This is a genomic window from Lacisediminihabitans sp. (genome assembly GCF_043726815.1).
GTDB lineage: Bacteria > Actinomycetota > Actinomycetes > Actinomycetales > Microbacteriaceae > Lacisediminihabitans.
This window is the reverse complement of record NZ_JAYSJZ010000020.1, coordinates 1-22,122: the sequence shown is the minus strand read 5'-3', so window position 1 is coordinate 22,122 and position 22,122 is coordinate 1. Positions and strand designations below refer to the sequence as shown.

Annotated in this window: 25 protein-coding genes; 11 read left to right on the top strand and 14 right to left on the bottom strand. The window is 67.6% G+C overall.

Annotated elements, in window-relative coordinates; all coding sequences use genetic code 11:
- Position 1 precedes the first annotated feature (1 nt).
- Together ACHZD8_RS02115 and ACHZD8_RS02110 are read left to right on the top strand one after the other, a co-directional pair.
- Positions 2 to 475: a cytochrome c oxidase subunit 4 gene (locus tag ACHZD8_RS02115; protein ID WP_394768468.1), complete on the top strand. Its 474-nt coding sequence runs from the start codon at positions 2 to 4 to the stop codon at positions 473 to 475.
- 16 nt (positions 476 to 491) lie between these two features.
- Complete coding sequence (locus ACHZD8_RS02110) at positions 492 to 908, top strand: GNAT family N-acetyltransferase (protein WP_394768467.1); 417 nt, start codon at positions 492 to 494, stop codon at positions 906 to 908.
- Between the two features lie 354 nt (positions 909 to 1,262).
- Here the strand turns inward: ACHZD8_RS02110 and ACHZD8_RS02105 are convergent, their stop codons facing one another.
- Genes ACHZD8_RS02105 through ACHZD8_RS02090 form a run of 4 tightly spaced genes read right to left on the bottom strand, consistent with a single transcriptional unit; the run spans position 1,263 to position 5,467 of the window.
- Positions 1,263 to 2,885, bottom strand: coding sequence for a cytochrome bc complex cytochrome b subunit (locus ACHZD8_RS02105; RefSeq protein WP_394768466.1), 1,623 nt, complete (start codon positions 2,883 to 2,885; stop codon positions 1,263 to 1,265).
- Positions 2,882 to 3,952 carry a Rieske 2Fe-2S domain-containing protein gene (locus ACHZD8_RS02100; protein ID WP_394768464.1) on the bottom strand — a complete coding sequence of 357 codons (1,071 nt, stop codon included), beginning with the start codon at positions 3,950 to 3,952 and terminating at the stop codon, positions 2,882 to 2,884. The genes ACHZD8_RS02105 and ACHZD8_RS02100 overlap by 4 nt, the downstream gene beginning before the upstream one ends.
- A 40-nt stretch (positions 3,953 to 3,992) precedes the next feature.
- Positions 3,993 to 4,796 carry a c-type cytochrome gene (locus tag ACHZD8_RS02095; protein WP_394768463.1) on the bottom strand — a complete coding sequence of 268 codons (804 nt, stop codon included), beginning with the start codon at positions 4,794 to 4,796 and terminating at the stop codon, positions 3,993 to 3,995.
- Between the two features lie 41 nt (positions 4,797 to 4,837).
- Complete coding sequence (locus ACHZD8_RS02090; RefSeq protein WP_394768462.1) at positions 4,838 to 5,467, bottom strand: heme-copper oxidase subunit III; 630 nt, start codon at positions 5,465 to 5,467, stop codon at positions 4,838 to 4,840.
- 78 nt (positions 5,468 to 5,545) lie between these two features.
- Here ACHZD8_RS02090 and trpD point away from each other — a divergent pair, with 78 nt between their 5' ends.
- Entirely contained in the window at positions 5,546 to 6,604 is a 1,059-nt protein-coding gene (gene trpD, locus ACHZD8_RS02085; protein WP_394768461.1) for an anthranilate phosphoribosyltransferase, read from the top strand.
- A gap of 73 nt (positions 6,605 to 6,677) precedes the next feature.
- On the opposite strand, the gene glpK is transcribed toward trpD, so the two are convergent.
- Together glpK and ACHZD8_RS02075 are read right to left on the bottom strand one after the other, a co-directional pair.
- The gene (gene glpK, locus ACHZD8_RS02080; RefSeq protein WP_394768460.1) at positions 6,678 to 8,189 is read right to left on the bottom strand and encodes a glycerol kinase GlpK; all 1,512 of its coding nucleotides are present in this window, start codon (positions 8,187 to 8,189) and stop codon (positions 6,678 to 6,680) included.
- A gap of 82 nt (positions 8,190 to 8,271) precedes the next feature.
- The gene (locus ACHZD8_RS02075) at positions 8,272 to 9,030 is read right to left on the bottom strand and encodes an MIP/aquaporin family protein (protein WP_394768459.1); all 759 of its coding nucleotides are present in this window, start codon (positions 9,028 to 9,030) and stop codon (positions 8,272 to 8,274) included.
- 261 nt (positions 9,031 to 9,291) lie between these two features.
- On the opposite strand from ACHZD8_RS02075, the gene dhaM reads away from it, so the two are divergent.
- A complete protein-coding gene (gene dhaM / locus ACHZD8_RS02070) occupies positions 9,292 to 9,990 on the top strand; it encodes a dihydroxyacetone kinase phosphoryl donor subunit DhaM (protein WP_394768458.1) in 699 nt (232 codons plus the stop codon).
- 10 nt (positions 9,991 to 10,000) lie between these two features.
- Complete coding sequence (locus ACHZD8_RS02065; RefSeq protein WP_394768457.1) at positions 10,001 to 10,381, top strand: TraR/DksA family transcriptional regulator; 381 nt, start codon at positions 10,001 to 10,003, stop codon at positions 10,379 to 10,381.
- Positions 10,382 to 10,391: 10 nt separating this feature from the next.
- Here ACHZD8_RS02065 and ACHZD8_RS02060 read toward each other — a convergent pair whose 3' ends face one another.
- Entirely contained in the window at positions 10,392 to 10,799 is a 408-nt protein-coding gene (locus ACHZD8_RS02060) for a YchJ family protein (RefSeq protein ID WP_394768456.1), read from the bottom strand.
- A 74-nt stretch (positions 10,800 to 10,873) separates the two neighbouring features.
- Here ACHZD8_RS02060 and ACHZD8_RS02055 point away from each other — a divergent pair, with 74 nt between their 5' ends.
- The 3 genes from ACHZD8_RS02055 to ACHZD8_RS02045 all read left to right on the top strand — a co-directional run bounded on the left by ACHZD8_RS02055 (position 10,874) and on the right by ACHZD8_RS02045 (position 13,142).
- A complete protein-coding gene (locus ACHZD8_RS02055) occupies positions 10,874 to 12,256 on the top strand; it encodes an amidase (RefSeq protein ID WP_394768455.1) in 1,383 nt (460 codons plus the stop codon).
- A gap of 113 nt (positions 12,257 to 12,369) precedes the next feature.
- The gene (locus ACHZD8_RS02050) at positions 12,370 to 12,828 is read left to right on the top strand and encodes an SRPBCC family protein (RefSeq protein WP_394768454.1); all 459 of its coding nucleotides are present in this window, start codon (positions 12,370 to 12,372) and stop codon (positions 12,826 to 12,828) included.
- Positions 12,825 to 13,142 (top strand): ArsR/SmtB family transcription factor, encoded by a 318-nt coding sequence (locus ACHZD8_RS02045; RefSeq protein ID WP_394768453.1) that lies wholly within the window; start codon positions 12,825 to 12,827, stop codon positions 13,140 to 13,142. The genes ACHZD8_RS02050 and ACHZD8_RS02045 overlap by 4 nt, the downstream gene beginning before the upstream one ends.
- Positions 13,143 to 13,304: 162 nt before the next feature.
- Here the strand turns inward: ACHZD8_RS02045 and ACHZD8_RS02040 are convergent, their stop codons facing one another.
- The 7 genes from ACHZD8_RS02040 to ACHZD8_RS02010 form a co-directional block, all read right to left on the bottom strand.
- Positions 13,305 to 14,045, bottom strand: coding sequence for an ABC transporter permease (locus ACHZD8_RS02040; protein WP_394768452.1), 741 nt, complete (start codon positions 14,043 to 14,045; stop codon positions 13,305 to 13,307).
- Positions 14,046 to 14,053: 8 nt separating this feature from the next.
- Entirely contained in the window at positions 14,054 to 14,773 is a 720-nt protein-coding gene (locus ACHZD8_RS02035) for an ABC transporter ATP-binding protein (protein ID WP_394768450.1), read from the bottom strand.
- Positions 14,770 to 15,321: a TetR family transcriptional regulator gene (locus ACHZD8_RS02030; protein ID WP_394768449.1), complete on the bottom strand. Its 552-nt coding sequence runs from the start codon at positions 15,319 to 15,321 to the stop codon at positions 14,770 to 14,772. Before ACHZD8_RS02030 ends, ACHZD8_RS02035 begins: the two co-directional genes overlap by 4 nt.
- 488 nt (positions 15,322 to 15,809) lie before the next feature.
- Positions 15,810 to 16,292 carry a heme-degrading domain-containing protein gene (locus ACHZD8_RS02025; protein WP_394768448.1) on the bottom strand — a complete coding sequence of 161 codons (483 nt, stop codon included), beginning with the start codon at positions 16,290 to 16,292 and terminating at the stop codon, positions 15,810 to 15,812.
- Positions 16,293 to 16,314: 22 nt separating this feature from the next.
- Positions 16,315 to 16,767 (bottom strand): NUDIX hydrolase, encoded by a 453-nt coding sequence (locus tag ACHZD8_RS02020; RefSeq protein WP_394768447.1) that lies wholly within the window; start codon positions 16,765 to 16,767, stop codon positions 16,315 to 16,317.
- Positions 16,768 to 16,776: 9 nt separating this feature from the next.
- On the bottom strand, positions 16,777 to 18,813 hold the full coding sequence (locus ACHZD8_RS02015; protein ID WP_394768445.1) for a prolyl oligopeptidase family serine peptidase: 2,037 nt from the start codon (positions 18,811 to 18,813) through the stop codon (positions 16,777 to 16,779).
- Positions 18,814 to 18,882: 69 nt separating this feature from the next.
- Positions 18,883 to 19,647 (bottom strand): SDR family oxidoreductase, encoded by a 765-nt coding sequence (locus tag ACHZD8_RS02010; RefSeq protein WP_394768444.1) that lies wholly within the window; start codon positions 19,645 to 19,647, stop codon positions 18,883 to 18,885.
- A 133-nt stretch (positions 19,648 to 19,780) separates the two neighbouring features.
- On the opposite strand from ACHZD8_RS02010, the gene ACHZD8_RS02005 reads away from it, so the two are divergent.
- From ACHZD8_RS02005 to ACHZD8_RS01995, 3 genes are read left to right on the top strand one after another with little or no spacing between them, the layout of a single operon-like run.
- Entirely contained in the window at positions 19,781 to 20,257 is a 477-nt protein-coding gene (locus ACHZD8_RS02005) for an NfeD family protein (RefSeq protein ID WP_394768443.1), read from the top strand.
- On the top strand, positions 20,254 to 21,171 hold the full coding sequence (locus tag ACHZD8_RS02000) for an SPFH domain-containing protein (RefSeq protein ID WP_394768442.1): 918 nt from the start codon (positions 20,254 to 20,256) through the stop codon (positions 21,169 to 21,171). Before ACHZD8_RS02005 ends, ACHZD8_RS02000 begins: the two co-directional genes overlap by 4 nt.
- A complete protein-coding gene (locus ACHZD8_RS01995; RefSeq protein ID WP_394768441.1) occupies positions 21,149 to 21,964 on the top strand; it encodes a glycerophosphodiester phosphodiesterase family protein in 816 nt (271 codons plus the stop codon). Before ACHZD8_RS02000 ends, ACHZD8_RS01995 begins: the two co-directional genes overlap by 23 nt.
- The last annotated feature ends 158 nt before the right edge of the window (positions 21,965 to 22,122 follow it).

Sequence of the window (22,122 nt, the reverse complement as noted above, 5' to 3'; positions counted from 1 at the left end):
CGTGAACACCAACGCCAAGCTGTTCTGGATCCTGTGTGGATTCTTCGTCCTCGCCGACATCGCCTACACGGTGTGGAGCATCGTCGTGCACAACGCCGGGTACCTCACCCAGCTTGCCGGCGTGCAGGCGCCCGGCTCCGATCCTGGCTCCCCGGTGGAGTGGGCGGGAACTCTCGCCATCGGCCTCTCCGCGATCATGTCCGCGTTCATCGCGTTCTACCTCGGTCGCTCGCACCGTTCGGTCGGCGGGGAACTTCCCGAGGACCGGCTCGACGCGAACATCGATGACGGGGATGCCGAGCAGGGCTTCTTCAGCCCGTGGAGCTGGTGGCCGGTAATGCTCGCCGCCGGCGGGGCGCTGCTCTTCATGGGTATCGCCATCGGCCTCTGGCTGGCGTTCATCGGCGTCGCGGTCACCGCGATCAGCCTGGTGGGGTGGGTGTATGAGTACTACCGCGGCAACTTCGCCCGCTAGTTCCAGCGCTGTGCGAATGGCCACGCCGGCCGACGTCGACGCGGTCTTCGCCCTCGTCGAGCAGCTCGGCATCGGTGAGAAGCCGAACCGCGACTCGTTTGTCGAGGCCTTCGCCCACGCGGTGGAGCCCAGTCGAGATCACCTCCTGCTCGTCGCCGAACTCGACGGCGTCGTGTCCGCCTACGCGTACACGACCATCGAGCGCCTGCTCTACACCAACGGGGACTCGGCTCAGCTCCAGGAGCTCGCCGTGAACACGCCGGCGCGGGATCGTGGCCTCGGGAGCCTGCTGGTGTCGGCGATCGAGGACGAATGCCGCACCCGCGGGGTGCGCCAGCTCACGGTGGCGAGCAGCCACGCGGCCCGCTTCTACGAGCGTCTCGACTACCGCTCCACCTCCGACTTCCTCAAGAAGCGCTTCGACAACGACTGAGGCGCCCCTGCGGCCCGGTAACGGGCTCGACGGCGGCGTTCGAAGGCGAGCCTGAGCTGTGCCGCGGCGCCGCTGTGCCGGGTGCCCCCGCCGCGCGACCCCGCTCTGTGCCGGGGCGACGCCGCCGCGCCCGCCAGGTTCCGAATCCGGGCCAATGCGGCCATTCGGGGCCTGCGTGCCAGCCCGGTTGGTCCGCGAAGGCCCGACGTGCGCGCGGGGCGTCCTGCGCTCTCAGAACCCGGCCGACGAGGCGGCACCGCACCGCGGTGCCACCACCTGCGCGCGCGGCACACGACGAAGCCCCCGCCGGAATACCGGCGGGGGCTTCGTCACGGTGCTGACGAGAAGTGCTGCCTAGTGGTGCTGCTGCTCGATCTCCGTCTTGGTGACTGGCACGATCCGGTCCTCGAAGAACCAGCGGGACAGGGCCGCGCGGGTGCGCTGCGCCGTGGTGATGCGTCCCTGGGCATTGGGGCGGATCATCAGCGGCTCGTACTCCTCGAAGCTGACGAGGCGCCAGCGCTCGTAGTCGCTGAGCTGCTCGTGCACCTCGACGTACTCTCCGCCGGGCAGACGCACGATACGGCCGGACTCGAAGCCGTGGAGAGCGATCTCGCGGTCCTTCTTCTGCAGTCCGATGCAGACGCGCTTCGTCACGACGTACGCGATGATCGGCCCGAGGAAGAACAGCGCCTGGAGCACGTGGATGACGCCCTCGATCGACACGTGGAAGTGCGTGGCGATGAGGTCGGAGCTCGCCGCCGCCCACAGCACCGCGTAGAAGGTGACACCGGCTGCACCGACGGCCGTGCGCGCGGGAGCGTTGCGCGGACGTTGGGCGATGTGGTGCTCACGCTTGTCCCCGGTGATCCACGCCTCGATGAAGGGGTAGAAGGCCACCACCGCCAGGAAGATCGGCAGGATGAGCAGCACCGAGATCATGTTGAAAGACCAGGTGTGGTCCAGCCAGACGAACTCCCACCCCGGTGGCACCAGGCGCAGCGCGCCGTCGGCGAAGCCGATGTACCAGTCCGGCTGGGTGCCGGCCGAAATCGGTGAGGGGTCGTATGGACCGTAGGCCCAGATCGGGTTGATCGTGAAGAGCGAGGCGATCAGCACGATCACGCCGAACACGACGAAGAAGAAGCCGCCCGCCTTGGCCGCGAAGATCGGCAGGATGGGCACTCCCACGACGTTGTCGTTGGTTCGACCCGGTCCCGCGAACTGGGTGTGCTTGTTGATCACCATGAGCAGCAGATGCGCGCCGAGCGCAGCCACCAAGATGGCCGGCAGCAGCAGGATGTGGATCGAGTAGAACATCGCCACGACCTTGGTGCCCGGGAACTCACCGCCGAACAGCAGATACGAGATCCAGGTTCCGACCACCGGGAGGCCCTTGACCAGTCCGTCGATGATGCGCAGACCGTTTCCGGAGAGCAGGTCGTCGGGGAGCGAGTAGCCGGTGAATCCCTCGGCCATGGCGAGGATGAAGAGCACGAAGCCGATCACCCAGTTGATCTCACGCGGCTTGCGGAACGCACCGGTGAAGTAGACCCGGAGCATGTGCAGGCCGATGGCGGCGACGAACAGCAGCGCAGCCCAGTGGTGGATCTGGCGGAACAGCAGCCCACCACGGATGTCGAACGAGATGTTGAGGGCCGAGGAGTACGCCGCGGACATCTGCAGGCCCTTGAGGGGCACGTACGAGCCGTGGTAGACGACCTCGGTCATGGAGGGCTGGAAGAAGAACGTCAGGAACGTGCCGGAGAGCAGGATCACGACGAAGCTGTAGAGCGCGACCTCACCCAGCATGAAGGACCAGTGGTCGGGGAAGATCTTGCGGCCGAGCTCCTTGACGAGGCCGGAGATGCTGGTGCGCTCGTCGATGTAGTTGGCGGCGGCGCCCGTGAACCGCGCCCCGCGGCTCGGGGCGACCGCGGCCGGGGCGGCGGGGGCAGGAGGGGCAGAAACGGTCATGAACGCTCCCAGAAACTTGGGCCTACTGGTTCGTGGAAATCACTCTGGGCGACGAGGTAGCCCTCGCTGTCTACGGCGATCGGCAACTGCGGCAGCGGACGCTTGGCCGGGCCGAAAATCACCTCGCAGTGATTGGTGACGTCGAACGTCGACGAGTGGCACGGGCAGAGCAGGTGGTGCGTCTGCTGCTCGTAGAGGGCCACCGGACATCCGGCGTGCGTGCAGATCTTGGAGTACGCGACAATGCCGTTGTACGACCAGGTCTTGCGTTCCGGAAGCTCCTTGAGATCTTCCGGCTTGAGGCGCATGAGGAGAACTGCAGCCTTCGCCTTCTCCTCCAGGCGATCTTCCTTGTCATTGAGTCCCTCGGGGATCACGTGGAAGACAGATCCGATGGTCACATCGGAGGCCTTGATCGGCACCCCAGATGGGTCCCTCGTGAGTCGAGTTCCCTCGCGCCACATGGTCTCTTTGAGCAGTGGCACGGGGTCGGCGGCCGGCGCGAGGTCGCGGAAGAGCACGATGGCCGGCAGCGGTGTGGCCACGAGCGCGCCGATCAGGCTGTTGCGGATGAGGCTGCGACGACCGAAGCCGGACTCCTCGTTGCCCTCCTTGAAGATCTCGACGGCGCGGGCGCGAGTGGCCTCGGTGCCGCGGGTGGGATGACGGGACTCGCTCATCTCGTCGCCGCGCATGAGGTTCTTCGACCAGTAGATGGCGCCGACGCCGATGCCGAGAAGGCCGAGCGCTATGCCGAGCCCGAGGAAGAGAGTGTTGAGACGCACCGAGGCCGTGTTGCCCGGGATGATCGGGAACGCGACATACGCGGCGACCGCGAAGATGCTTCCGACGATCGACAGGTAGAACAGCGTGTAGACACGGCGTTCCGCGATTCGATCCTTGCGCGGGTCCAGGTCGGTGACCCGGAGGCGGTGCGGAGGCAGGCCCGGGTTCTCGAAGGCGTCTGACGCAACGACGGCCGTACCGGGCGATGGCGCGGGTGCCTCGCTCTTCACCACGGCCGAGCCGGCAGCGGCGTTCGAGCCGCCGTCGTCTTGCTGTGCCATTCTCTTCCCTTCGGTTGGTGCTGTATGTGATGCAGAAGTCTTAGTTGGCCTTGGCGGCGATCCAGATGGTCACGCCGACGATGGCGCCGAGGCCGAAGATCCAGATGAACAGGCCCTCGGAGACCGGCCCGAGGTTGCCCAGGTCGATTCCCCCGGGCGACGGGTTCTGGTCCAGGTACTTGAGGTAGGTGATCACGTCTGCCTTCTGGGCGGGCGTGAGGTTCTTGTCGTTGAAGACGGGCATGTTCTGCGGCCCGGAGACCATCGCCTCGTAGACGTGCACGGGCAGAACGCCGCTCAGTGCCGGGGCGAACTTGCCCTGGGTGAGTGCTCCACCGGCTCCGGCGACGTTGTGGCACATCGCGCAGTTGATGCGGAACAGCTCGGCGCCGTTCGCCAGGTTGCCGTTGCCCTTGAGGTACTTGGGGTCGGGGATTCCCGGTCCGGGGGAGAGGGACGCCACGTAGTCGGCGAGTGCGGTGATCTGCTCCCTGGTGAACTGTGTGGGCTTCTGCTCCGCCTGCACGCCCTGGTTGGCGAGGGGCATGCGCCCGGTGCTCACCTGGAAGTCGACCGAGGCCGCGCCAACGCCGTAGAGGCTCGGGCCGACGCCCGCGACGCCGCCCGCGTTCACCCCGTGGCAGGTCGCGCAGTTTGCCGCGAAGATCTTCTTGCCCTCGTCGGCGTTGGCCGTGGTGGTCGCCGCCGGGGTGTTAGCGGATGCCGTGCTGCTGAACAGGGCATACGCACCGCCGGTTGACACCAGCCCGATGACGATCAGGGCGATGGTTGCCAGTGGATGACGCCGGCCCCGTCGTGCTGTGCTGAGTGTGTTCTTCGCCATGCTGAAGTGGTTCCCTGGTTCCTGTAAGAAGTGGCCGCGGCTTATTTGAGTACGTAGATGACCAGGAACAACCCGATCCAGACAACGTCGACGAAGTGCCAGTAGTAGGAGACGACGATGGTGGATGTCGCCTCCTTGTGCCCGAAGTTCTTCACGCTGTACGCGCGGCCGATGATGAGCAGCATCGCGATGAGGCCGCCCGTGACGTGCAGGGCGTGGAACCCGGTGGTGATGTAGAAGGCCGAGCCGTAGGAGTTCGATGCGAGGCTCACGTTCTCGCTCACGAGGTTCGCGTATTCGAAGACCTGGCCGGTGACGAAGACGGCGCCGAGGGCGTAGCTGGCGAAGAACCACTCGACCATGCCCCACTTGACGGGGTTCCAGCCGGTGCGCTTCGCCTGAAGCCGCTCGGCGGCAAACACGCCGAACTGGGCCGTGAACGACGACGCGACGAGGATGATCGTGTTCGTCAACGCATACGGCACATTGAGCTTGGGGGTCTCGGCCGCCCACAGCTCTGGCGACGTCGAGCGCAGCGTGAAGTAGATGGCGAAGAGGCCGGCGAAGAACATGACTTCGCTTCCGAGCCAGACGATCGTGCCAACCGCAACCACGCTCGGACGATTGACGACGGGGGCCCCGACTGAGCGAGAGATTGAGGTGCTGGTCACTTATCCATTATGGACGATTTCTTAGTCAAGTTTTCTCATTACCGCGGCCAGTTGGACCAAATAGCTAGGATCGCAACTATGTCTTCTGAGCTCACCTGGCCCCGTTTGATCAGCATGCTCCTCGACGGCGACGATCTCGCGATCAGTGAGGCGTCCTGGGCAATGCGGCAGGTGATGCGGGGGGAGGCCACTCCGGCGCAGCTCGCCGGATTCCTGGTCGCGCTTCGCGCAAAGGGCGAGACCGTCGACGAGATCGTGGGCTTTCGCGACGCGATCCTCGAGAATTCGCTTCCCCTCGCCGTCGATCCGATGGCACTCGACATCGTGGGGACCGGCGGGGACAGGTTCGGCACCGTGAACGTCTCGACGATGGCGTCCGTCGTGGCCGCGGCATCCGGAGTTCCGGTGATCAAGCACGGAAATAAGGCCGCGAGTTCCGCCTCGGGGTCGTCGGACGTGCTCGGAGCACTCGGCGTCAACCTCGACCTTCTGCCGCACCGCGTCGCCGGCGTGCTGGGCGAGACGGGGATCACTTTCGCCTTCGCCGCCCTGTTCCACCCCGGCTTCAGATTCGCCGGCCCCACCCGCAAGGACCTCGGAATCCCCACGGTGTTCAACTTCCTCGGCCCCCTCTGCAACCCGGCCCGCTGCGAGGCGAATGCCGTCGGGGTGGCGCATCTCGACAAGGTGCCGCTCATCGTGGGAGTGTTCCGCACCAGGGGCGCGACGGCCCTCGTCTTCCGTGGCGACGACGGTCTCGATGAGCTCACGACCACCGGGCACAGTCACATCTGGGAGGTGTCACGGGGTTCCGTCACCGAGCACGACCTCGACCCTCTCGAACTGGGCATTCCCCGCGCGGACATCGCCGACCTTCTCGGCGGGGACGCCGACTTCAACGCGTCGATCGCCCGCGCCGTGCTGGCGGGCCAGACCGGTCCGGTGCGCAACATCGTGGTGCTCAATGCGGCGGCGGGCCTCGTGGCCTTCGACCTCGCGAAGGACCCCGCCCAGCTCCAGGTGCCGATTCTCGACCGCTTCCGGGCGAAGATCGCGGTGGCCGAGGCCACCATCGACTCGGGCGCCGCCAGTGCAAAGCTCGACGCCTGGGTGGCCGCGACCAACGCTGTCGCCTGACCTCGACGGCGGTCCGCCCGATTAACGGGCTGTGCCCCGTCGTGTGAGCGACGGGGCACAGTTCCGATCGGTGCTACTTGACGTCGTCGTCGACCCAGTCGAAGGTCTTGGTGACGGCCTTCTTCCAGAGGCGCATCTGGCGTTCGCGCTCGGCGGTTTCCATGTTGGGGTTCCAGCGGGAGTCTTCCTGCCAGTTGGCGCGGAGCTCGCCGAGGTCAGACCAGAATCCGACCGCGAGGCCGGCCGCGTAGGCGGCGCCGAGGGCGGTGGTTTCGGCCACGACGGGGCGCACGACGGGCACGCCGAGGATGTCGGCCTGGAATTGCATGAGGGTGTTGTTGGCGATCATGCCTCCGTCCACCTTCAGCTCGGTGAGGTCGACTCCGGAGTCGGCGTTGACGGCGTCGAGGACTTCGCGGGTCTGGAAGGCGGTGGCCTCCAGCGCGGCGCGCGCGATGTGGCCCTTGTTCACGTACCGCGTGAGTCCGACGAGGGCGCCGCGGGCATCGGAACGCCAGTACGGGGCGAACAGTCCGGAGAACGCCGGAACGAAGTACACGCCGCCGTTGTCTTCCACGGTCTTGGCGAGGTCCTCGATCTCGGCGGCGGTCTTGATCAGTCCGATGTTGTCCCGCAGCCACTGCACCAGGGACCCGGTGACGGCGATGGAGCCCTCGAGGGCGTAGTGCGGCTTGTTGTCCCCGAGTTGGTAGCCGAGGGTGGTCAGCAGTCCGTTCTTCGAGTGGATGATCTCTTCCCCGGTGTTGAAGATGAGGAAGTTGCCGGTGCCGTAGGTGTTCTTCGACTCGCCGGCGTCGAACGCGGCCTGGCCGAAGGTCGCCGCCTGCTGGTCGCCGAGGATCCCCGCGACGGGGACCTCGCGCAGCAGGGACGATTCTGAGACCGTGCCGTAGATCTCCGAGGAGCTCTTGATGACCGGCATCATCGACTTCGGCACGTTGAAGATGCCGAGGATCTCGTCGTCCCACTGCAGGGTCTCCAGGTCCATGAACAGGGTGCGGGACGCGTTGGTGACGTCGGTGACGTGAACGCCGCCATCGACCCCGCCGGTCAGGTTCCAGGTCACCCAGGAGTCGGTGGTGCCGAACAGCAGGTCGCCGGCCTCGGCCTTCTCCCTGGCCCCTGGCACGTTCTCCAGGATCCAGACGATCTTCGTTCCGGAGAAGTACGTTGCCAGCGGCAGTCCGACCTTGGCCTTGAACCGTTCCACGTTTCCGTCGGCGATGCGGTCGACGATCGGCTGGGTGCGGGTGTCCTGCCACACGATCGCGTTGTAGATCGGGTCGCCGGTGGTCTTGTCCCACACCACCGCGGTCTCGCGCTGGTTGGTGATCCCGACGGCCTTGATGTTGTGCCGGGTGATGTTCGCCTTCGAGAGCGCCTGCCCGATCACCTCACGGGTGTTGTCCCAGATCTCCTTCGGGTTGTGCTCCACCCAGCCGGCCTGGGGAAAGATCTGTTCGTGCTCCAACTGGCCTGACGAGACGATCGAACCCGCGTGATCGAAGATGATCGCACGCGTGCTCGTGGTGCCCTGGTCAATCGACAAAATGTAATCGGTCATGAGTTATCTCCATTGAACTGAACGAACGTGGTGACGCTGAAGAAAGAGTCGGCCCGGACGGATCCGGGCCGACCGAGGGGTGTTATTTGGTGATAAGTGGCAGGAGCGGGTGCGCAACCAGTCCGGCGATCACACCGCCGACAAGCGGCCCGACAACGGGTACCCAGGAGTACGCCCAGTCGCTCGAACCCTTGCCCTTGATCGGCAGAAGGAAGTGGGCGATGCGCGGCCCGAGGTCACGGGTCGGGTTGATGGCGTATCCGGTCGGGCCACCGAGGGAGGCACCGATACCGACCACCAGCAGGGCCACCGGAACGGCGCCGAGGGCGGCGAGTCCGGCGGGGGTGGCCGCGTCGGCGCTGCCGCCTCGGCCGAAGGCGATCACGACGAAGACCAGCACGAAGGTGCCGATGATTTCCGTGACCAGGTTCCAGCCGTAACTGCGGATGGCAGGCCCGGTGGAGAACACACCGAGCTTGTTTGCCGGATTCGGCTCGTCATCGAAGTGCTGCTTGTACGCGAGCCAGGTGCCGACGGCGCCGAGGAAGGCACCGATCAACTGGCCGGCGATGTAGACGAGCACCTTGCCGATGGGGTAGCTGCCGGGGTCGTTGACCGCGAGCCCGATAGTCACCGCCGGGTTGAGGTGCGCACCCGACGAGTACGCCGCCGTCACACCGGCGAAGACCGCGAGGCCCCATCCGAAGTTGACCAGCAGGAACCCACCGCCGTTGCCCTTGGTCTTCGCAAGAGCGACGTTTGCGACGACACCTGTTCCGAGGAGAAGCAGGAGGAACGAGCCCACTATCTCCGAGAGAAATATGGTTCCGAGATTGTCCACATTGACCTTCCAAGATTGCTCAACATCTGCGAGAAGCAGCGGGCCGCGGGTGCGTCCGACTCCCACGATAACGGTTGAGTCTCGATTCCCGCTCGGGGAATTCGCGCGCCGGTGAATCGGGCGAGAAAATGTCGATAGTTCGTAAACACGGCGCTTTCTATGCTACGTAGCGATACAGAAAGTGGGATTCCTGAGTGGTCACTGAACGGGCGGGCGAGTGCCTCACTTCTCGATCGGGGCACGATCGGCGTAGCCTGAGGCATGGCCAAAGTCGGAATAGTCATCGTCTCGCACAGCGACAAGATCGCAACCGGACTGGTGGAATTGGCGGGCCAGATGGCCGCGACCACCACAATCCTCGGGGCGGGGGGCACCGACGACGGCGGCATCGGAACCAGCTTCGACAAGGTGACCGAGGCGATCGCGTCGGCGGATTCCGGCGACGGCGTCGTGATCCTGTGCGACCTCGGTTCCGCGGTGCTCACGGCCGAGACCGCGCTCGAATTCCTCGACGACGAGGTGAGGTCGAGAGTGCGGATCGCCGACGCCCCGCTCGTGGAGGGGACCGTCGCCGCCGCCGTGGCCGCAGAGTCGGGGGAGTCGCTCGCGGCGGTGTTCGCGGCGGCGGAATCGGCGAATTCGGCGCGCGACGCGCAGTCCGCTCCCGTGCCGCCCGCGGCGTCCGAGGCGCCAGCCGCTCCCGACAGCCCCGTCTCGGCGCGCGCCGTGCTGGTGAACAAGGACGGACTTCACGCCCGCCCCGCGGCCGAGTTTGTGAAGCTGGCGAGCACCTTCGACGCGCGGGTCACGGTCAACGGGGTGGATGCGAAGAGCCTCTTGCGCATCATGGCGCTCGGGCTTGCCATAGGCAGCGAGGTGACGATCGAGGCCACCGGAACCGACGCCCAGAAGGCCGTGGACGGGCTGAACGCCCTCGTGCTGTCCGGTTTCGGGGAATAGCACGACCCCCGTGGAGTCGGCCAGCGAGTTGTCGGGGGCGGACCTCTCCCGCCAGCGAGCCGCGCTGTGGGGGGAACTCGAGGATCTGCGCCGCCAACTGGACTCGGCGGCGGGGGAACTGGACGCCGTGCGCGCCGCGAGAGGAGACTCCCCGGCCGACGACGAACACGATCCTGACGGCTCGACCCTGGCCTCCGACTGGGCTCGGATCTCCGGCCTGGCACTCGCGCTCGGCGAACGACGAACGGGGGTCGAGCGCGCGCTCGAGCGCGTCGACGCGGGGACCTACGGCGTCTGCGCCCGGTGCGGCGGGCCCATCGGCCTGGCACGTCTCGTCGCCCTACCGGCCGCCGACCTCTGCATCGAGTGCGCGCGCCTCGTGGTGCGCTGAGACGACCGGGTCAGAGCGCGTCGAGGTAGTACCAGCGCCCGCCCTCGCGCACGAAACGGCTCGACTCGTGCTGGTCTCCTGCGCCGTCCGGCGAGCGGTAGAAGGCCCGGAATTCGACGACGCCCTCGGTGTCGAGCATCGATCCACGGTCGGTGGCGAGTATGTCGAGCCTGGTCCAGCGCCGAGCCGGATCGAGTTCGAGCGCGTTCGGTACGGTGGACGGATGCCACGTGCGCAGCAGGTATTCGGCGTCGCCCACGGCAAAGGCGGAGAACCTCGACCGCATGAGGCGCTCGGCGGTGGGCGCCGCGGAGTCCCCGCGGTGGAACGGCGCGCAGCAGGCGCCGAAGGTCTCGCCGCTCAAGCACGGGCAGCGGCCGGCCGGGGTCAGGGCGGCCCGGGGTTTGGGCGGAGTCACCCGTCCATTATCTTCCGCGATCGGCCGGGCGCGGATCCGCTCCCTCGGCGCGGTCGCCTGGGGCCCGGCTGACGATGGAACTCGACGAGTACTCGAGCCTGGATGCCGTTGCCCTGCGGGAGCTGATCCGCGCCGGGACGGTGGGCGCCGCGGAGGTGGAGGCGGTCGCCCGACGCGCGCTGCTCGCGGTCGACGCCGACCTGAATGCCCTGACACTGCCGCTCTTCGACCCCGCACTGGGCCACGATCCGCACGGGCCACTCGGCGGAGTGCCCTTCGTGATCAAGGACAGCAGCCCGTTCGCGCGTGGAGTTCCCTTCGCCCTCGGCAGCCGAGCGATCCGCGGCGTTGCCCGGCAGGATCACCCCATGATGGAGCGCTTTCGCGCCGCGGGTCTCGTGACTCTCGGCCAGTCCACGGCGCCCGAGCTGAGCCTCAGCTTCTCCACCGAATCGGTGCTCCACGGTCCGACGAACAACCCCTGGGCGCCCGACAGGGGCGTCGGCGGGTCGAGCGGGGGAGCGGCCGCCCTCGTCGCCGCCGGCGCGGTTCCGCTCGCCCATGGCAACGACGGGGCCGGTTCGCTGCGCATCCCGGCATCCTGTTGCGGCATCGTCGGGCTCAAGCCGAGTCGCGGGCGCACGCCCGACGGGCCCGGCAGCCCCGTCGGCCGACCGGTCGGCGTGGAGTTCGCGCTCTCGCGGACCGTGCGAGACACGGCGCACCTGCTGCAGGCCGTCAAGTCGCCCCTCGGGCGCGGTGGTTCGTTCGTGGATGACCTCCGGTCCGATCCCGGCCGACTCCGGATCGCCCACACGACCGACGCCTGGTCCGGCGTGGCCATCGACCCCCAGGTGGCTGCCGTCACGGTCGCGGCGGCGAGCGTGCTCGAGTGGATCGGCCATTCGGTCGTCGCGGCCACTCCGGGCATCGACCATGACTCGGTCGTGGAGGCGGAGATGCTCGGCGTCGTGGCCGCGGGCACGGCGCTTCTCGGCGCCCCCGTGCAACCGGCGCAGGACCGGCTCGAGGCGGTCTCACGGCGGGTGTTGGCGGAGACGCGGGCGTTCACCCCGGAGGACTGGGCGAGATCCGCAGACGCACAGGAAAGGGTCACGCGCGCCGTCGATCGGTTCTTCGGGGGCTTCGACCTGCTCGTCAGCCCCACCCTCGGTCGCCTCCCGGCGCGTCACGGCGAACTCGACTACGACAACCCCGAGTACTCGGTGCGGGACTGGCTGCGCCGGATCTTCGAGTACGGCCCGTTCACCGCTGCCTTCAACGTGTCCGGCCACCCGGCCATCAGCCTGCCATTGGGGGAGAGCCGGGAAGGGCTTCCCATCGGAGTGCAACTCGTCGCGCCGCTGGGACGGGAGGATCTGCTCATCCGCGTCTCGGCGCAGCTCGAGCAGGCCATGCCCTGGAGCGACCGTCAGCCGGCGCATTTCGCGGGGTGAGCCGCGCCGTCGGCGTGATTCGGCACGAACTGCAACCGAATTATTGCTTTCGCTGGTCGGTTAATGCAACTATTGAGTTGCAGTAATCGACCGAAGGGACCAGAATCATGACCATGACAGCAAACGAACCGTCCGTCGTTCACGACGAGGCATTCACCGTGAGCCGCACAATCGACATCTCCGCATCGCCCGAGAAGGTCTGGGCCGCGCTCACCGAGGCAGAGCACATCGCGCGCTGGTTCCCCCAGGAGGCGGTGCTCGACGACGTCGCCGTCGGTGCCGGTGGCGTCTTCTCCTTCGACGGCTTCGGCGACCAGGCGATCCGCATCGAGGAGCTCGATGCACCGCGGATGATCGCCTACCGCTGGAGTGCGGGCCCCGGCCCGCTCGATGCCGACCATTCCACGGTGTTCCGCTTCACCCTCGAACCCCAGGGTGAGGCAACGCGGCTCACGGTTGTCGAGTCCGGGTTCGAGACCATGGCCGACCCGGCTGCGAGCATGGAGGAGCACCGCGGCGGGTGGGATTCCGAGCTGGACGAGTTGGTGGCCTATCTCGAGGGTGGCTCGTGACCGCGAGCACTCTCGTTCCGGTGTTCGCCGCGCTCGGCGACGAGACCCGGTGGAGCATCCTCGTGGCCCTCGGCGGGGGAGACGCGTCGGCGTCCGCCCTCGCCGGGCGGCTCCCGGTCACCCGCCAGGCCATCGCGAAGCACCTTGCGGTGCTGCAGCAGGCCGGTCTCGTCGAGTCCGTGCGGGTGGGCCGCGAGCTGCGCTACCGAGTTCTCGGGGCGCAGTTGACCGAGACCGCCCGACGCCTCGACCAGATCGGTGTGGAGTGGGAGCGCCGCCTGGCCGCGATCAAGCGGATCGCGGAGGGGCTGTAGCCCTCTCGTCGCCGGGTGTCTCGGTCTCGTCGACACGATCACGACCGGCCAAAGCGGAGGGGAGCCACCCCTCCACTCTCAATCGTCGAGCGGCTGACGGAATTCTGGCGGTGATGCGCTCGGAACCGGGTGTCGTGCCTGTGGTCGCGGTGCTTCGCGGGGTCAGCGATCGAGTTGCATCCGCCGCCAGGCGAGGGCCGTGGCGAGAACGGCAGCTCCAGCGAATGGGACGAGAAGGAGCAACTGAGTCGGGGTGACCTCGGAGCCGCCGGAGACGGCCCACAGCGCCGGAGCCGCCAAGGGCATCCACCCTCCTAGGCCTGCGAGAACGGAGACCTGCGCGACGATCACCAGAGCGATCGCGACGCTGACGCCGCCGAGGACCGAGCGACTCAGGGTCGCCGCCCAGGCGACGGGGAGGGTGATCGCCACCGACATGACCCCCAGTGCGACCTGCCGGGCGAGAGTCGCCCAGTCGTCGTCACTCAACGCGCCGAGTCCGGCGATCGTGCCGACCAGGATGAGAACGAGACCGAGGAGAACACTCATGGCGACTGCCCACGCGCCGTAGACCACCAGCTTGGCCAGGGCGATGCTCGAGCGTCGCACCGGGAGGGCGAACAGTCCCGTGATCGTGCCGTCGCCGAACTCCCGTCCGAACATCCAGGCGAGCACGACGGCGAAGCCGCCCAGTCCGCCGGCACCGGTGATCTGGGCGGCACCGAGGAGGAATCCGTGCCAATCGCCCGTCGCCACGGGCCCCAGTTTGGCGAGTAGCTGCGGATCGGTGGAGTGCGCGGCGAGCAGCATCGAGCCGCTCACCACGGAAATGCCGACCACGATCGCGATCGATCCGACTCTTCCGACGGTCGATGCGGCGAGCTTCACGACTTCCGCCCACATTGCCGCCCTCATCGCGCGGCCACTTCGTCGTCGATCCTGACGGCCTCGAAGAACGCGTGCTCTATCTCCGGGGTACCGGGTTCGAGCTCGCCGATGAGGCGTCCCGCGTTCATTACGACGATGCGATCGGCGATCCGAGCCACCTCGTCGAGATGGTGGCTGCTGACCAGGATTGCCGCTCCGTCGCCGGCCCGGCGCAGCAGACTCTCGCGGAGCCGAATGACTCCAGCTGGGTCGAGCGAGTTGGTCGGCTCGTCGAGCACGATGATGCTCGGATCGTGTTGGAGCGCGGCGGCGAGTCCGACTCGCTGCTTGTTGCCGAGGGAGAGCGCGCGAACCCGACGAGACGTGTATTGCTCGAGGGCCAGCTCCGTGACTATGCGACCGACAGTTGCATCGATGTCCACCACTCCGCGCAGCCGGGCGCTCAGCTGCAGGTTGCGGCGTGCGGACAGTTCCGGGTAGGTGAGCGGGTACTCGACCAGGTGTCCGACCTGCGCCCACGCGTCGTTCGGAGCTTCGGCCACCAGGTGCCCGTGCAGTCGAACCTCCCCGCTGTCGGGACGCAGCATGCCCAGCAGCAGACGCATCAAGGTCGACTTGCCGGCACCGTTCAAACCGACCAGCGCGACAATCCGTCCCGCGGTGAGTTCGAGGTCGAGATCGAACACGCCGGCACCGTTCGCGAAGACGCGCGTTGCTCCGCTGGCGACAAGCGCTCTGGTCATCGCGGATCACCCAGCAGGACGCGTCGCGCGGCGTCGATCGCCGTGGCCAGGTCGGCATCCTCCCCGTCCGCCCAATCCAGCAGGGCCGCGCTCAGGGCACCCATCGTTGCCGCAGCGGCGATGCGGGCATCGGTTCGTTCCGCGCCCCGCTCGGCGAGAGCCCCTGCGATCGCCGCCTCGGTGGCCGCGTTGTTCCGGGCGATGGCACCGCGAAGGGACGGAGTGCGCGACACGATCCGCAGTCGCTCTCGAACCTCACCGCTCGGTGGTGACGGGATCGCCTTCCAGCTCTCTACCACGCCGCCGATGGCCGCCGTGATGGGGGAGAGGTGCGCCGGCTGACGGGTGATCGCCTCCGCAATGAGCGGGTCGTAGGGATCGGCGAGCAGCACCGAGTCCTTGGACGGGAAGTACCGGAAGAATGTCATCTCCGTGACCCCGGCGCGTTCGGCGACGGCCGCCGCCGTCGTGGCGTCGTAGCCACTCTCCTGGAAGAGATCAAGCGCTGCGCGCATCAACGCAGCGCGGGTACGGTCGGCCTTGCTCATGAAGATATGTTAGCGGCTAACATTCTCCAACGCCAGAGCAGGCGCCCCTCGACGCGCCAGGGTCCACGGTTGTGGCGAGTGGACGCTGGGTCACTTCGCGGCCCTTGCGTCGGCGATGCGCTGTCGGGGCGAGCTGCGACCTGTTCGAGCCCGTCTCGTGCCCATGGGTCAGCGAGAGATTTCTGGAGGGGGAGAGCGTGGTCGTTTTCCCACTGTGGGTGGTTTTCCCACTTTCTTCGCTTCTTACTTGACATAATGAACATTATCAGCGCCGATAATGCGGGACGGCGCCGGCTAGGAGGATCCGTCTGGCCAGGTCCAGGTTGGCCACGGCATCCGCCCTCACGGCCTCATCCGGCGGCCCTCCCGTCCGAAATCCATGCATTCCTGCCCGACGCGCCGCAGCGGGGCGCCGACACGCCGAGGTAGGCGGAGAAATGCATGGATTTCGGAAGGGGCTCGGGCGCATTACTTGACATAATGCGACGCTATTCCCCCTCGGTGAGCCCCAGGAAGATCTCGATGGCCTCGACGGCGAGGGCGTGATCGGCGGCCTGGGCCAGTCCGGACACCGTGACCGTGCCGATCGGGCCCGCGTCGCGGATCGCGATGGGGAACGATCCGCCGTGGGCGGCGTAGACGGTGAGGTCGTTCCAGGCGCGCTCCTCGAACGGGGTGCCGGTTGCGCGGTGCCGCAGCCCGACCAGGAACGAACTGTTGCCGAACCGGCGCACGGTGCGCACCTTGCGCGCCACCCACTGGTCGTTGTCGGCCGCCGTGCCGGCCAGGGCGGCGTGGAAGAGCTGCTGGTCGCCTCGCGTGATGTCGATCGTCACCGGGAGGGATCGCTCCTTCGCGATCGAGACGAGCAGGCTTCCGAGCTCCCAGGCGTCGTCGTGGGTGAAGCGCGTAAAGAGCAGTCGCGCCTCCTGGGCTTCGATCTCGGCGATCTGGTCGGTGGTCTCGGTCATGAGAGTGCCTTTCGGATGCGGTTCAGTTGGAGGAAAGCTGGCGGCGGATGAGCTCCACCAGCTCGAGGGGCTCGTACGGTTCGGTCGTGTCGAGGAGTTCCTCGAGCGTCCACCAGCGGTGTTCGAGCACGTCGACGTGCTCCTCCGGCGTCCAATTCGCCCGCGAGGGCTCGAACGCCGACGTGCGCGTGACGTAGTACTCGGCGTGGCCCGTGTCGTGGTCGCCGCCCTCGAAGTCGACAGTGAAGTCGAGCGCCCAGATCGGCTCGCCGAGATCGGCCGGGTCGAGGCCCGTCTCCTCGTACAGCTCGCGGCGGGCGCCGTCGGCGTGGCTCTCCCCCGGCTCTACTCCCCCGCCGGGGGTGATCCAGCGCGTCGGCTGCGCCGGCACTGATCCCTTGGTGAGGAAGAGCAGAAAGCGATCGTGCTCGTCGAACACGAGGATGCGCGAGGTGAGCCGGTGGCGATCGATCACGCGTCCACTCTATTCGGGCGGATCGGCCTGGTCGCGCGAATTGGCGCCCGACGGGAGGTGCTTCGCCCACCAGTCGAGAATCGCCTCGAACCGCTGCAACCGATGCCTCGGGCGCCCGCTGCGGCTCAGCTCGTGGTTCTCGCCCGGGAAGACGAGCAACTCCGTCTCCACTCCGTTCCTGGCGAGTTCCGCGTAGTAGCGCTCGCCCTGGGAGAGCGGGCAGCGGAGATCGTCGGCAGAGTGGATCACGAGCGTGGGCGTGGTCACCTGGCGCACGACGGCCTGGGGGCTCTGCGCGCGGATGCGCTCCGGGTCGATCCCGGTGTACTCGTCGCTGAAGAACGAGCCGATGTCCGAGGTGCCGATGAACTGCTCGGGGTCGAGGTAGCCGCGCTCCACGATCGCGGCCGCGAAGCGGTGGTCATGGGCGATCGTCCATGCGGTGAGGTAGCCGCCGTACGAGCCGCCCATGATGCCGACCCGGTCGGCGTCGAGCCCGGGCGTCTGCGCGATCGCGCCATCCAGGAAGTCGATCACATCGGTGTAGTCCAGGGTGCCCATCTGCTGACGGATCGCCCGGCCGTGCTGTTCGCCGTAGCCGGCGGAGCCGCGCGGGTTGCAGAGGACGACCGCGTAGCCCGCATCCGCGTAGACCTGGGACTCGTCGAGGAAGGAATTCTCGTACTGCGCGAACGGTCCGCCGTGGATGGTGAGCAGCACCGGATGCGGCCCCTCCCCCTCGGGTTCGACTACCCAGCCGTGCACCGGGTAGCCGTCCCGGGCCGAGACGGTGATCTCACGGGCGCCGATGACGCCCGTCTCGCGGAGTCGCGCCGAGAAGTCGGTGATCGCCGTGAGCACTCCCCCGGCCAGCACTCCGAGGTCACCCTGGGTGGCCGGGCCGCGGTGGCTCACGAGGATGCGCTCCCCCACCGCGTCCTGTCCGGTGATCTCGAGGTCGCCGCTCGTCAGCAGAATTGAAGTTCCATCACGTTGCACGCCGAGGAGTTGCACGCGGCCGCGGCTGCGTACCCGCACGAGAGCCGTGTCGCCCGCCAGGCTGATGTCCGCGCCGGCCTCGCCGAGGTCGAGGGTCTCGTCGGTGAGTCGCCGCATCGCGCCCGACGGATCGAGAAGGTAGAGCGACGCCGGTCGCCCGATGAAGTCGCGACCGGATTCGCCGAGTTCGCCGGCGAGGAAGTAGAGCGACCCGTCGGCGGCGAACGCGAGCGCCTGCACGTCGAGGTTCGCGCCCTGGGGAGAAATGCGCACGGGGGAAATGCGCCCGGGGTCGCCCGGGGCGCCCATGTCGAGCGCGATGGAGAAGATCTCCGAGACGAGATCGAGGTCGCGGTTCGCGTGCCTGGCGGAGACGACGGCCAGGCGAGACCCGTCCGGCGAGAAGGCGATCGCGCCGTGCTCGAAGTCACCGGTGGTGAGCTGCCTGGCCTTCGGGGCGGCGGCGGGCGCCTCGGGCGACGGCTGGTCGACGGATGGCGCGGCCGGGTAGTCCGGCTCGCCGGCGGGCGACGGCACCGGCACGAGGAACACCTGCGACCGCCGGTCTGTCGTGTAGCCGACCCCGTTCGACCGGAAATTGAGCGTCGTGATGCGCCGCGCCGGCTCCGCGGCGGGGCCGAGGAGCTTGACCGTGCCGTACCGGCCGGCCTCGGGCACCCGCGAGACGAAGGCGATGGACTCGGAGTCCGGCGACCACCGGAAGATGCCGACGCCGAGCGGCTGGTCGGTGACCTGCACCGGCTCGCCGCCGGCGGCATCCATCACGAAGACCTGGGCCGGCGCGTCACCGACCACCCGGAGAAAGGCGAGCCGCGCCCCGTCCGGCGAGAACCGCGGGCTCGAGTCGTTGAGGCCCCGGCTGGCCCGGCGCGGTGCTCCGCCGTCGAACGGCACGCTCCACAGCTGCCCGACGTAGCGGTCGGCGGCGAGGTCGGGCCTCGACACCGCGATCACGGCACGAGAGCCGTCCGGATGAATTGTGGGGCGGGAAAAGCTGGACAGCAGGGGCAGGTCGGTGGCTTTCATCCCTTACGAGTGTACGGACCGACCGCCGCGGGCGGTCGCGGCCCGGGCGCGCCGTGCGGGACCGACGACTTAGGCGCCGACGAAGTCGCTCACGTCGCCGACGAGGCGGGTGTGGTCGGCCGGGATCGGATCGACCACGGCGAGGGCGATCTCCGCGGCGAACTCGCTCACGTTGTACAGCTTGCCCGCGGAGTCCTTGCGGGCGCTGATGGCGCCCGGGTTGGCCCGCTCGAGCAGGGTCGCCGTGATCGTGCCCTCGATCATGTCGCCGGAGACGACGACGAATTCGATGCCCGCCTCGTCCAGCATCGGGATCATGGCGCGCAGGGCGTCCTCGCCCGCCCGCTTGCTCAGGGCGACCGGGAGGTACTCCGGCATGGTCGGGGTCGTGGCGATGAAGTGCGCCTGGTGGCTGGTGATGAAGACCACGCGGGATCCGGGGGCGAGCAGCGGCAGCGCGGCATTCAGCAGGGCAACCTGGGCGTCCCGGTTGAGCTGCATGGCGTAGTCGGCGGCCATGCCCGACTCCATTCCTCCGCTCGCGTTCAGCACGAGGATGTCGAGGCCACCCCATTCGCTCTGGATGGTGTCGAAGAGGGTCGCGACGGAAGCCGGGTCGGTGAGGTCCGCGCCGATCGCGATCGCCGAACCGCCGGCCGCGACGATTTTGTCCACCAGCTTGAGGGCGCGGGCCTCCTTGTTGCGGAAGTTGATCACGACGCTCGCGCCGGCCTCGGCGAGGTAGGTGGCGGTGTCGGCGCCGATTCCGCGGGACGAGCCGGTGACGAGGGCGCGAAGTCCGTCGAGGGAACCGGCGGCGAGGGGGTTGGTCACGGGAGTGCTCCTGATGTCGTGGGCGGCCGCGCGACGTGCCGGCTTCGGGTCCTGAGAATACCAACAACCAGCAAGTGGAGGTTCTCTCGTGGTGATAGTTTCGGTAGAACACGATGCACAAGGGGTGCCCGCGATGGCCACTGACTTTCTCAACACCTACGCCTGGATCTTCTGGCTGGGCCTCATCCTCATCTTTGTGATCATCGAAGTGTCGACAGTCGACTTCACCTTCCTCATGATCGCGATCGGAAGCGTCGGCGGGCTCGTCTCCGGGCTCTTCGGGCTGCCGTGGTGGGCGCAGATCATCGTCGCCGGTCCGCTCTCGCTGCTTCTCCTCTTTCTCGTTCGACCACCCCTCCAGCGGGCCCTGCGGCGAGGATCCGACCGCACCCCGAGCAACGTCGAGGCCCTCCTCGGGCTCAGCGGCACGGTTCTCAAGGACTTCGTCGAGGGGCACGGCCAGGTGCGGCTCGCCAACGGCGAGATCTGGACGGCCAGGCTCTCCCTGACCACCGAGAAGCACCCGGTCGAGTCCGGCGAACGCGTCGTCGTGACGGCAATCGAGGGGGCGACCGCACTGGTCGTGCCCGCTGAAAGGAATGCATTGTGACTACCGCTGAACTGGTCGGCCAGATCGTCCTGGTGATCGTGCTGGTGATCATCGCGATCTTCGTTCTGGTGATCCTGTTCCGGGCGGTGAAGATCATCCCGCAGGCCAGGGCGGGTGTGGTCGAGCGCCTCGGCAAGTATCACAAGACGCTGATGCCCGGCCTCAACATCCTCGTGCCCTTCATCGACCGGGTCCGGCCGCTCATCGACATGCGCGAGCAGGTCGTCTCCTTTCCGCCGCAGCCCGTGATCACCGAGGACAACCTCGTGGTGTCGATCGACACGGTCGTCTACTTCCAGGTGACCGACGCCCGCGCCGCGACCTACGAGATCGCCAACTACCTGGGCGCGGTCGAGCAGCTCACCACCACCACCCTGCGAAACGTCGTCGGCGGGCTGAACCTCGAGGAGGCCCTCACCAGCCGCGACAACATCAACGGACAGCTGCGCATCGTGCTGGACGAGGCGACCGGCAAGTGGGGAATCCGAGTCGGCCGGGTCGAGCTCAAGGCGATCGACCCGCCCCTCTCGATCCAGGACTCGATGGAGAAGCAGATGCGCGCCGAGCGCGACCGCCGGGCGCAGATCCTCACCGCCGAGGGAACCAAGCAGGCCGCCATCCTGCAGGCCGAGGGCTCCCGCCAGGCCGCGATCCTCGAGGCGGAGGGCTGGGCCAAGGCGCAGGTGCTGAGGGCCGAGGGCGAGGCCCAGGCCATCACCACCGTCTTCGGAGCCATCCACAAGGGCGACCCGGACAGCAAGTTGCTTGCCTACCAGTACCTGCAGATGCTGCCGAAGATCGCCCAGGGCGACTCGAACAAACTCTGGATCATCCCGTCCGAGCTCACCGAGGCCGTCAAGAGCATCAGCGCGGGCTTCCTAGGAAACCAGGGTGGCACGCCGCCCACCGCGTAGGGGTCGCGCAGACGGCGGGGACGTCGCGGCGAGCGAGTACTTCGCGTCGGCTCCCCCGCGGATTCTCGCGCACCGTGGGCTCGCCCTCGCGGCACCGGAGAACACCCTGCTCGCCTTCCTCTCGGCGCTGGCGCTCGGCGTGACCCACCTGGAGACCGACGTGCAGGTGTCCAGGGATGGAGTCGCCGTGCTCGCCCACGACGCGGACCTGGCGAGACTCGTCGGGCGAGCGAGTCGAATCGACGAACTCACCGTCGCGGAGCTGAAGCGCATCGACCTCGGTGCCGGGCAGACGTTCGCGACGCTTGCCGAGGCACTCGACACGTTTCCCGAGGCGTGTTTCAACATCGATCTGAAGGCGCCAGGATCGGTGGGGCCGGCGGTCGCGGCGATCCTGGCGGCCCGGGCAACGACTCGAGTGCTCGTGACCTCGTTCAGCGAGTCCCGGCGGCGAGCCGCGATTCGGGAGCTTGCCGGGGTGGCGACGTCCGCGTCCGCCGCGACGATGATCCTGGCCCTCGCCGCCGCGAAGCTCGGCCTTCGACCGCTGGTGCGCCGGGCGCTCGCCGCGGTGGATGCCGTGCAGGTGCCCGAGGCGCTGCGCGGAATCCGGGTCGTGACGCCGCGCACGATCCGGGCCTTTCACGACGCCGGCGTCGAGATCCACGTCTGGACTGTGAACGACGAGGGCGACATCGAGCGGCTTCTCGAGCTGGGCGTCGATGGGATCGTGACCGACCGGTCGGACCTCGCCTTGCAAATAGTCAAAAAACGGTTAATAGTCCGCGAATAACCTGAGAAACAGCTGGGAAGACTCGGCGATGGAAAGGATACGTCCAGCTTCGGGGTTTATAACTGGGAATGCATCGCGAGAGAGGACCACACAATGGCGGATCGCAGTTTGCGCGGAATGAGGCTCGGATCCCAGAGCCTTCAGAGTGAAGAAGGCGT